Genomic DNA, 10,352 nt, shown 5'->3' with positions numbered 1-10,352 from the left:
AGGCCTATGAAAAATACTCTCATAAATATGAATTTATTAGAGACTCAAAAGGTAATATTCTTGGCAAAGATGATGTGAATAAAGTTTTTGGGTATTATCTTGTGGTGAATACGGTCTTTCAAACTATTTCTTCACTTTCAAATTCAGAGCAGTATTTAGAGAAACTTCTTTTGACTGATTTTAGGACTTTTCTTTTCTCTTTAAGAGCGGAGTTTAAAGATGATTTTCTTGATTATCTTCTTGAATCGGAAGAGCTCTATCAAAAGGGCAATATGAGATGCTGTATTGAAAGTCTCAATGAAAATACGATCGATTCACCTTGGAAGATATATAATAAGATTCCTAATCCATTGAAGGCGCTTCGTCAGTTGAATATGGGACGTACTGGTTATCTCTATCAATATGATCTCGGTTATTCCAAGCTGAGTCTTAGAACACTTGAAGAAAGCGACTTAGAGATATTTTATAAATGGCATCATCAGGATTTTGTTAAGGAATTTTGGGAATTAGATGTCTCTAAAGAAGAGCTGCTAAAATATATTAGAAATCTTAAAGCAAGCCCTTATCAGTTACCATTGATTCTTGAAAAAGATTCTATGGCGGTGGGATATTTTGAGGCATATTGGGCATTCGATGATAGAATTGCTCCTTATTGTGGTGCAGAAGTTTATGACAGAGGGATTCATCTCTTATTTGGTGAGCAAAAGGTTCTGAGATCACGTTTTGTTTATGATGGAATTTTGCATGCGACAAAATTTCTCCTTGAGGATGATCAACGGACTGAGAGAGTTTGGGGTGAGCCTCGTTCTGATAATAAGAAGATTCTAAAATTTGCGGAAAAACTTCCAGGATGGCGATTTATTAAGGAGTTTGATTTCCCGCATAAGAGATCGGCCTTAATTGTCTGCGAAAAAGAACTTTTCTTTAAAGAATATAATGGAGGAGCTCTTTTATGAATCCTTCAAGATATTACCAACTCCACCAAAACCTTATAAAGAAGGCAATCGAAGAGCTTTACTATGAAGAGCTACTCAGAGTTAAGGTGACGGAAGATGGTAGTTATAAACTAGATATTAATAATTCTATTTCTTATCGCTTTAAGGCCATTTCTGGTCCTTGGGACAATATTCATATTACCTCTGATTGCATGCAAAAATTGATTGATGATAAAGAGGTGTCTAACTTTACCATTGGAGACTTCTTCTATGAGATTCAAGAAGTATGTCAAATGGATGATGAGACACTTGTTAGATATTTAGAGGAGTCGAATCAAACTCTTTATTCCGATTCTATTGTAGATGAAAATCTTAAAGACCTAAACTTCAAAGAGCTTTTAAAAAAGAATTATACTTCTATTGATCAGCTCTTGCCGGGACATCCTAAGCTTATCATGAATAAGGGAAGAATTGGTTGGTCTTTGACGGATATTGATAATTATTCACCAGAGCGAAGAGCTCGCTTCAAGCTAAGATGGATCGCTGTTAGAAAGACGATCTGCCAAATTGGAATAGATCAAAAAATTGCGCAAAACTATCTTGATCGTGATGGCAGACAACTCAATGAGAAGATAGATAATAACCAATATCAATTGATGTCAGTGCATCCATGGCAATGGAATAACTATATAGCGACTCAATTTCTCGAAGAAATTATGAGAAAAGATATCATAGATTTTGGAGAGGGGAGTATTAACTATTCCCCACAGGCATCTCTAAGAACTCTTTCAAATAGAGATGCAAGAGAAAGACATTCTTATGACACAAAAGTTTCTCTCTCAATCTTGAATACATCATGTGTTAGAGGGATTCCGGGCAAGTATATAAGAGAGGGATACAAAATCTCTCGTCGTTTAGAAGAGCTAATTCAAGCTGATGAGCTTCTATGTCACCAATTAGATATTTTAAAAGAAGTCGCTGCTGTGAAAGTTTCTAAGCCATCTTTTGAAAGGGCCGAGCTGGGAAGTTATCGCTATAAAGAGCTGCTGGGTTGTGTTTGGCGCGAAAGTGTTGAGGCCAAGACTTCAGAGGCTGAGATGGCCATTCCTGTAGCTGGACTTTTATTGGAAAATGAAGACTCTTCATTTGTTAAGGAGTTAATCATTAACTCTGAGCTCGGTGCAGAGCAATGGCTAAAAGACTATACAAGAGTTGTGATTCTTTCTTTGTATCGATTACAAGTTGAACATGGTCTTGGGTTAGTGGCCCATGGACAAAATACTATCTTAGTCATGGAGAATTCAAGACCCTCAAGACTCATTATTAAGGATTTTCACGGAGACCTTAGAATATCGACAAACTCGAAGCATTTAGATGATGAAAGCTTTAATATCTTAGACCGATTACCAGAAGAATATCTTATTCATGATCTTCTGACTGGTCATTTCATTACAGTTCTAAGATATCTTTCTCGAATCATGAATTTCAATGGTCTTCTAAGCGAAGAGCATTTTTACAAAATAATAGCGAATGAAATTATGCAATATCACCTTGAATGGGGTGAACCACAAAATAATGTAAATTTATTAAGGGATAGAATTGAAAAAGTACTCGTTAACAGAGTGCGCTTTAGTGCTGGATATAGCGAGACTAGTACCAGACTCAAGCCTCTACTTGGTAGAGAGATCGAAAATCCCTTAAAGAAATACTTAGAGGTTAGAATATGAACAAAACAGATGTTTTGGATTTAGTTGGAATCGGAATCGGACCATTTAACTTAAGTCTTGCCGCTCTTATTCATCCGCTAGAAGGGATTCGTGCAAAATTCCTCGATATGAAACCATCTTTTTCTTGGCATCCTGAACTTATATTTGATGGTGCCGCAATGCAAACTTCTTATTTAAAAGACCTTGTGACACCGGTTGACCCAACAAGTTCTTTTAGTTTTCTTAACTATATTACGAAGAAAGGACAGTTCTATCACTTTTTAAACACGAATAGAGGAGCAATTACAAGAATTGAATTTCAAGACTATCTCTCTTGGGTTAGTCATGAGTTAGAAGAGATCCTCTGCTTTGATAGGGCCGTCAGTAATGTCTCATTAGATAATGACCATTTCCTTATTGATAATGGATTTGAGAAAATTCACGCGAAAAATATTTGTATTGCTTCTGGTCCAGAGAGAAATATTCCTAATTGTGTTAAGGGACTTATTGGGAGCAAGGTATTTCACGCTAAATCAAAAGAAATTGAAAAGGTTGATCTGTCTAATAAGAGAGTTCTGATTGTTGGAGGAGGACAAACTGGTGTTGAGACATTTCGCAATATTTTAAAAGGACGCTGGGGAAGTGCAAAGGATGTCCATCTAATCTCTGGTCGCGAGAATCTCAGACCATTAGATGAAGGCGCCTTTACAAATGAAATCTTCACTCCTGAGTTTGTCGAAGGGTTTCATTCACTTGAGCAGAATATCAAAGATAATTATACAAAGAGTCTTTTACTTACTAGTGATGGTAATACACCAAACTACTTACAAGAGCTCTACAATGAGTTGTATATGGACCGTTTCTATCTCAAAAGATTCCCAAAGTATCGCATTAGTCCTATGCGCTGGCTAAGTGAGGTGCATGATCATGGGCAGTCATACTCAGCAGGAATTAAGAATCTCTTTGATGGTAAGAATGAAATCTATGAGGCCGATATCATAATTTTGGCAACAGGATTCACATCTAGGCTTCCTGATTATCTTAATGGAATAAAAGACCTAATCGATTTTGATGATCAAGGAAGATTAATTATCGATGAGAATTACAAAATAAAGGGACGTTTTAATGGATGTCATATCTATGCCATGAATTATAGTCGTCATGGTCATGGAGTGGCCGATCCTCAGACAAGTCTAATGTCATGGCGATCTGCCAAAATTATAAATAATCTAAAAGAAGAAAAAATATATCTTCAAAATGAATCACAAAGTTCATTTATTAATTTTTTTAACTCATAGGAGAAGAAATGAAATATATAGTAACAGCATTTTTTATGACCTTTTCTCTGGCGACAATCGCTAATACAAGTGAGAAGGAAGTTTCGCAAAAGCAAACAGTTAATAAGAAGGATGTCGTTGAAAACCCAACTCTTAAAACACTGTCAGGTTCTCTGAATAAATATAGTCTTTACTCTTCATTTACTTATAAAGGCGGGAGTCTAAAGGATCCTATCAGTGCAGATCGTCCAAATATTCTAAATGCTCAAGAAAAATCCAGCTTAGCCAGTTTGAGTGGAAACTTCGGGGTGAAATATCGTTTAACTAAATCTGATAATTTATCTCTACAATTAGGAGTCTATTCAACGACACCTTTTCATTCTTCTTTTAAAGCGGAGGACTCGGCGACACAGAGAAAATTTGATGAGAATCACCAAAATGTAGACTTTGATGATCCAACGATTAGTTATTTCAAAACTTATCATATTGGTCAGCTACAAAATATTTCTTTTGTAAAGTTTCAGTGGGCGACAAGAGGGGTTTATCGTGACAACGGACTAAGGGCCGCAGCTGCGTATAGCCACGCTGCTGCTTATAAGATTAATAAATATGCCTATGTTGCGGCGACCATGACATATGAGAATTATATCTATGACAAGAGTGAAACAATATACAAGGGTTATAAACTTTCACTTAAACCATATCAAACTCAACATACACTAAGAGGAAATATTTCTACTGAATTTTATGTAAAGAGGAATATGGCCTTTAGACTCATCACTGATGTTTTCTCACTCTTTCAAATGAAAGATAGTGCAGAGATTGAAGACCGAAAGAAGCAACAAACTATTGCCATGACTTACTTCTTTAGCCGCGATATATCGATTGCTCCAAGTGTAAAATTTGTGGCCTCCGATATGAGAGCTGACCGTACAAATATTGGTATGACCCTAAACGTAAATCTCTAGGAAATTTTATGCAGAAGAAGCTTTTTCTCCCTTACTTAAATACATTGACCTTTAGTTGTATTCAAATGGTCTTATATACAACGATTCCCTATATTGCAGAGCAAACAAGTGTTGTGACGGCAAATATTATTTTAGCGATTAGTATTGGCTCATTAATCTTCTCTTTTATGGGACCATTTTGGGCGGCAAAGAGTGATAAGTGGGGGAGAAAGCAAGTTCTTAGTCTTGGTATGTTTGGGATGTGTCTCTCTTTTGCCTTTCTATGTTCAATCTTCCTATTTAATGAAGAATTGTCTTTAAGTCTTAAGGTTGCTGCAGTCTTTGCGAGTCGAATCGTCTATGGGCTTCTTTGTTCGGCAATTGTTCCTGTCTCTCAAGCATGGCAGCTTGATCTCTATCCTCAAGACCAGCATTTAAAGGTTCTAACTAGGAATTCAATGTGTTTGAACCTGGGGCGAATTCTTGGTCCAATTCTAGTTCTAGCAAAACAAGTAAACTTTGAACTAGTGATCTATATAGCGACAGTATGGGTTTTGATTTTGGCCATTATTGTCTTTTCAACTTCTAGTAAAGCACCGGCCAGCTTTCATGTACAGGAAACCAATTTCAAAGATATCTTGGACGGATGGAAAGTTTCAATTAGAGAATCATTAATGCCAATATTATTAGCAATGATCTTTACAAGTTTTGTAGGAATTCTACACAGCTTCCTTGGTCACCATCTCAAGACTGTTCTCAGTATCTCTGGAAAAGAGGCAACGTTAATGTTTGCAAAAATTATACTTGTTCTAAGTTTGATGGCGATTATTTTTCAACAACTCAGTATTATGGTCTTTAAGGCAAAGTGGCAACCACGAGTTGTTATCGGATCACTTTCAATTGTTATTGGAACCTATATGATGATGTTGGCGACAAGTATTGAAATGATTTGGACTTCTATAGGATTTGTGGCGATGGCGACGGCCCTCATCCCTCCAGCATATTTATCATTAACGAGTCATTCCAAAGAGAATACAGAGAAAACAAATGTCTTTGGTAAGAAGTTGGGACTTGCCAGTGTTGCCCATTCCTTAGGTTATGCTGTTGGTGCTGGTCTTATTGCGCTTTCGATGAAAATGAAGGTCGTTCCAGAGTCCTATGTGACTTTATTTGTGTCACTTTTTATACTCGTATTATCTCTTATGATGATCTTGAAACAATCGTCAGCAAAAGCACTCCACGCATAGGTAATTTATGATTCAAATAAATGAGAATAATAATATCTTCGAAATTATTATCACTGAGCCCCGAGAGGATCGTGATGAAGAACAATTTCTCAATCTTTTAGCTAGGCTCTCTGATGAAATGAACTTTGGTCTAATTTTAGAAGTTAGTGGAGAAAAAGCATTTTCTAAGGAATCAAAGATTCAGCTGAATAAGTGGTTTAAGCTTAATAAAGAGCATCTTCGAAATCAATGCCTTGGTTTTATTCGAGTCAAGGCCGATGCGAAGAATTCTGATAAGCTTAAAAGTCGTGCTTTCTCTCTTGCTATGCCATGTCCTTATAGGGTGATGGAGACAAGAGAGCAGGCGAGTCTCTGGTTTACAACAGGACAAAAATGAAGCTTCACTTAGGTGGAGCAGTTTGTTTCTCTACGAGTGGATAGGAGGGGCCTTTACGCTCTGGAAATTCAGTATGTCTAAAGTCTTGGGACTTAAGCTCATTCTGTAATCTGACCTTTCTCTCAATGTCGTGTGCGATATTATAGGCCTTCATGAGATTGGCATAGTCTGCCGGAGATATCTCTCTGTCACGCCAAACGATTCTGATATTCTTCTTTGGATCGTATTCGTAGCGTAACTTTCCCTTATCTAGAGTCTCTTCAATTTGTCCTTTCACTTCTCGAGCAAATCGTAACTCTGTTTGATATGAGTTCGCAGTGGCCTCAGTCACACTTAATAAGAGAAGAATAGCTAAAGGAACTCGCAAGTATCTCATAGTACGAAGTATAATTTAGTCTTGGCCTTTAGTACTAATTTTTCGTTATTTCGGGAGTTTAAGTTGTTGAGCGATGCCTCAATTTTGAGCAAAAAAAAGCTCCTTAAGAAGGAGCTTCTCTATTTAGTTTTCAGTGATAAGTGAAAGATTGCTTAGGTCAAACTTCTTGAGAAGGTCAAGAATCTTAACAAGACGGTGGTACTTAACTTCTTTATCTACTCTAAGGTCTATAGGCTTTTCTTTATTCTTTATTGTTGAGAGTTTCGCCTCTAACTCTTCTAAAGACAGACCTTTTCCATCGATGGCCGTCTTATCTTTTGAGACTTCAATTATAAGGGCCTTATTATTGGCCGCAGCTGATTCTCCTGATTCTGTTTTTGGTAAGTTTAGAAGTAAGGCCAGCTCAGTCTTCTTAAAGACTGTTGAAGTCATAAAGAATATTAGAAGAAGAAAGACAACATCAATCATTGGAGTGATGTCGGCGGTAACTTCTTGTCTTGATCTTTTTCCCATAAATTAAAGTACCTTTTCCATGATTTTCTTTTCTAGAGCAGTTTCGAGCTTGTCGAGAAGACCTAGTAGGTAATTGTGGCCAACAAAGTGTGGGATTGCGACGATCATTCCACCAACAGTTGTAATAAGGGCCATTGAGATCCCTTTAGCAAATGATGAGGGATTGCTAAGTCCTGTCTCAGACATGACGTGAAATGCCGTTAGAACACCAATAACAGTTCCCAAAAGACCAAGTAGTGGAGATATTGAAGCAATAATCTTAACAGTATTTAGGCCTTTTTCGGCCTTTACAATATAAGAGGCCAATTGTTGTTTTGTAAGCTCAATAAGTGATGCTGTATCGAGTTCACTCTTCATTTTGTTTAAATCTTCGCTAAGTTCAGATGACGTTTTTTCGGCCATTTTCATCTCAACTGTGAGGAAGTAGAATTTTGACAACATAATGGCCCAACCTACAATATTAATTACCAGTAGTAGGTACATAATTGGTCCACCTTGTTGAATATACTCATATAAACGCATGAAAGCTCCTTTCTAAAAAAATATCTACGTTCTATTGTCCTTTCTCTATGGAGTTTTGGCAAGTCCCTAACATTTTGCTTCTTTTTGAAATGTTTATGTGCGTCATTGTATTGCGATAGAAATTCTATTACATTAATCACATGAATAAAGCGAAGTTTAGCGATTTTAATTTGGACCCCTTGCTACTCAAGTCACTGACTCTTTGTGAGTTTGTAGAGCTTAGGGAAATCCAAGAAAAAACTTTAGGTCCTCTTCTTAAGGGAAGAAATTTGATTGGTATTTCTCAAACCGGGACAGGAAAGAGTGCGGCCTTTGCTATTCCAACTCTAGATTATCTACTGAAGAATCAGAAAAAGAAGATTCCATTTCATACTCGTGTCTTAGTTCTCTGTCCGACAAGGGAATTGGCCTCACAGATTCAAGATAAGTTTCGTTTTTATTCCAAAGCTTTTTCTCCGAAAATTGCTCTCTTAACAGGAGGGGCACAGAAAAAGAAACAGCTACAAGCTCTTGAGAGAGGAGTGGAAATTATCATTGCTACTCCTGGAAGACTGATTGACTTGATCAAAGCGGAAAAAGTTTTCTTAGAAAATACTGAGACGTTAATCTTAGATGAAGCCGATAAAATGTTGGAGCTTGGTTTTAGAAAAGATATTGAAGAAATTATTGAGCTTCTTAAAAATAGAAAACAAACAATCCTTTTTTCTGCCACAATGGATGAGGGGATTCGAAATCTTACAAAGCAGTTTATTGAAAGCCCTGTTGAAGTAGAACAAAGTGGTGGAATAACGGTCCCGGAAAATATTCAACATGTCTACTACGCTATTTCCCACGAAGATCGTTTTGAATGTCTACGTTCTATTTTGAAGAGAAAGAGTGTTCAAAAGGCCATGATTTTTGTGAATACTAAAAAGATGGCAATTGACTTAAGTGAAGAGCTTGAGAAAGTTGGACTTAAGAATTCTCTTTTACATGGAGATCTCGATCAGAAGAATCGTGATTATGCAGTGAGAATTTTTAAAAAGGATAAAGTTCGTTATCTGATTGCCACAGACGTTGCGGCCCGTGGAATTGATTTTGATGATATCACAATGGTGATCAATTATATTATACCTTCAAATGCAGAAAGCTATGTTCATAGAGTAGGAAGAGCTGGTCGAGGAGATTTCTCGGCCCGTGCTATCTCACTGATTGATCTTGATTTTGAAAAGGAGTCATCGGCCCTAGAAAGAATAGAGACTCTTCTTCAACAGAAAATTGCTAGGGATGATAATCACCGCTTTTCTAAAAATTAGAAGTTACTGATTTTATCGACAAACTCAGGATGTTCAATGAAGTAATTGATATTTCCTTGATGACGAGAAACATTGCGATTACGTGCAATTTCAGCTTGATCAACTGGATCTTGAACGTGCCACTGTCTCATTGTATCTTCTTCGGCCTTATCAATTTGAATATTGTATTTGATCGCAAAGTAGAATAACGCTCTTGCAACATTTCCCTTGTGCTCATGAGGTGGCTCAAAGCAAAGTCTATTCTTCATATTATAACCAAGACGGCTATAGTCTCCCTGCCACTTTACTTTATTAACATTACAAAACTCAAAACTTGAGCGTCTTGAATTTGCTTGGCTATCAGTTGGAAAGAGGTGGTGAAGATCACTCTTAGCATCTCCTCTCGCTCCTTTAGATTGAGGCCAAGTATGTTCAACATTCATAACCTTATGTGAAGGAAGTTTTCTGGTCTTAATACATTTCTTCTCGTAGACACCACAAACAACACCATTATGATTATCAACTTTTTCAAAGATGACTATTCTAGCTCTCTTGTAACCTAGAGATCTAAAGTTCTTTCTTAGGAGGTTCTTTAACTCATTCTTAAAGTTTCCTTCACTAAGATTCATAAGGTCTTGGTAATCATTGTGATTAAGTGGATTAGCTTGTGCCGTTAAGGCCGATCCCATCAGGGTAAGTGCTAAGAGAAGAGATTTAATAATATGCTCCAAGTTGTGTCCTTATTTAAAAGTATCTAACTTCATTCGGGATGTAAAAAATAAATCTCACCCAATATTTCTAAGTTGTTGAAATTACGAATTCCTAACGTAAAAAAAACATATAAAATTTACATACTTAACTGATTTTATCCAATAAAAATACTATGTTAGCTGATTATAGCGAGGGATAGTATGAATTTTGAGAACCTAAATGACCTTTTTTATACAGAGAAGAATGAACTTTCATATCAAGAATTAGACGTCATTCAAGATAGTGTTGAGAAAGTTGAGACGAGGATCAAGCTCAAGGATGCTTATCTTAGAAATAGTAGAGAAGATATTTATAAACTTGCTTCTCTATATCTCGAGACCCAAGGGGTTAAAAAAATCTTATCTTAAAATTTTTTATAAATTTACCAATAGAATATAAAGCCCCTCTGAAGTTGAGGGGCTTTTTTTA

Annotated in this window: 12 protein-coding genes; 8 read left to right on the top strand and 4 right to left on the bottom strand. The window is 36.6% G+C overall.

The genetic code is table 11. The features are described from left to right. From M901_RS16535 to M901_RS10055, 6 genes are all read left to right on the top strand, one after another. Positions 1-956: GNAT family N-acetyltransferase (locus tag M901_RS16535; protein ID WP_021278090.1), on the top strand; the 956-nt coding region annotated here is incomplete at its 5' end. Next, a complete protein-coding gene (locus tag M901_RS10075) occupies positions 953-2,662 on the top strand; it encodes an IucA/IucC family siderophore biosynthesis protein (protein ID WP_021278094.1) in 1,710 nt (569 codons plus the stop codon). The genes M901_RS16535 and M901_RS10075, both read left to right, overlap by 4 nt. Continuing rightward, positions 2,659-3,939 carry a lysine N(6)-hydroxylase/L-ornithine N(5)-oxygenase family protein gene (locus M901_RS10070; protein ID WP_021278095.1) on the top strand — a complete coding sequence of 427 codons (1,281 nt, stop codon included), beginning with the start codon at positions 2,659-2,661 and terminating at the stop codon, positions 3,937-3,939. The genes M901_RS10075 and M901_RS10070 overlap by 4 nt, the downstream gene beginning before the upstream one ends. An 8-nt stretch (positions 3,940-3,947) precedes the next feature. Beyond that, on the top strand, positions 3,948-4,886 hold the full coding sequence (locus M901_RS10065) for a hypothetical protein (protein WP_021278093.1): 939 nt from the start codon (positions 3,948-3,950) through the stop codon (positions 4,884-4,886). Between the two features lie 8 nt (positions 4,887-4,894). Further along, a complete protein-coding gene (locus M901_RS10060) occupies positions 4,895-6,112 on the top strand; it encodes an MFS transporter (RefSeq protein WP_021278087.1) in 1,218 nt (405 codons plus the stop codon). Between the two features lie 7 nt (positions 6,113-6,119). Continuing rightward, the gene (locus M901_RS10055) at positions 6,120-6,488 is read left to right on the top strand and encodes a hypothetical protein (RefSeq protein WP_021278088.1); all 369 of its coding nucleotides are present in this window, start codon (positions 6,120-6,122) and stop codon (positions 6,486-6,488) included. 4 nt (positions 6,489-6,492) lie between these two features. Here the strand turns inward: M901_RS10055 and M901_RS10050 are convergent, their stop codons facing one another. The 3 genes from M901_RS10050 to M901_RS10040 form a co-directional block, all read right to left on the bottom strand. Further along, positions 6,493-6,864 (bottom strand): hypothetical protein, encoded by a 372-nt coding sequence (locus tag M901_RS10050; protein ID WP_198295386.1) that lies wholly within the window; start codon positions 6,862-6,864, stop codon positions 6,493-6,495. 123 nt (positions 6,865-6,987) lie between these two features. Further along, positions 6,988-7,377 carry a biopolymer transporter ExbD gene (locus M901_RS10045; RefSeq protein WP_021278091.1) on the bottom strand — a complete coding sequence of 130 codons (390 nt, stop codon included), beginning with the start codon at positions 7,375-7,377 and terminating at the stop codon, positions 6,988-6,990. A 3-nt stretch (positions 7,378-7,380) separates the two neighbouring features. Beyond that, positions 7,381-7,899, bottom strand: a complete 519-nt coding sequence (locus M901_RS10040) for a MotA/TolQ/ExbB proton channel family protein (protein ID WP_021278098.1) — start codon at positions 7,897-7,899, stop codon at positions 7,381-7,383. Positions 7,900-8,039: 140 nt separating this feature from the next. Here M901_RS10040 and M901_RS10035 point away from each other — a divergent pair, with 140 nt between their 5' ends. Further along, positions 8,040-9,194 (top strand): DEAD/DEAH box helicase, encoded by a 1,155-nt coding sequence (locus M901_RS10035; RefSeq protein WP_021278097.1) that lies wholly within the window; start codon positions 8,040-8,042, stop codon positions 9,192-9,194. Here M901_RS10035 and M901_RS10030 read toward each other — a convergent pair. Next, positions 9,191-9,904 carry an endonuclease I family protein gene (locus M901_RS10030; protein WP_021278092.1) on the bottom strand — a complete coding sequence of 238 codons (714 nt, stop codon included), beginning with the start codon at positions 9,902-9,904 and terminating at the stop codon, positions 9,191-9,193. The genes M901_RS10035 and M901_RS10030 overlap by 4 nt on opposite strands. A 180-nt stretch (positions 9,905-10,084) precedes the next feature. Between M901_RS10030 and M901_RS10025 the strand changes: the two genes are divergently transcribed. Beyond that, positions 10,085-10,291 (top strand): hypothetical protein, encoded by a 207-nt coding sequence (locus tag M901_RS10025; RefSeq protein WP_021278096.1) that lies wholly within the window; start codon positions 10,085-10,087, stop codon positions 10,289-10,291. Positions 10,292-10,352 lie beyond the last annotated feature (61 nt).

This window comes from Bacteriovorax sp. DB6_IX (genome assembly GCF_000447775.1).
Classification (GTDB): Bacteria; Bdellovibrionota; Bacteriovoracia; order Bacteriovoracales; family Bacteriovoracaceae; genus Halobacteriovorax_A.
Note: the sequence above shows the minus strand (reverse complement) of the source record. Positions and strands in the feature narration are given on the sequence as shown.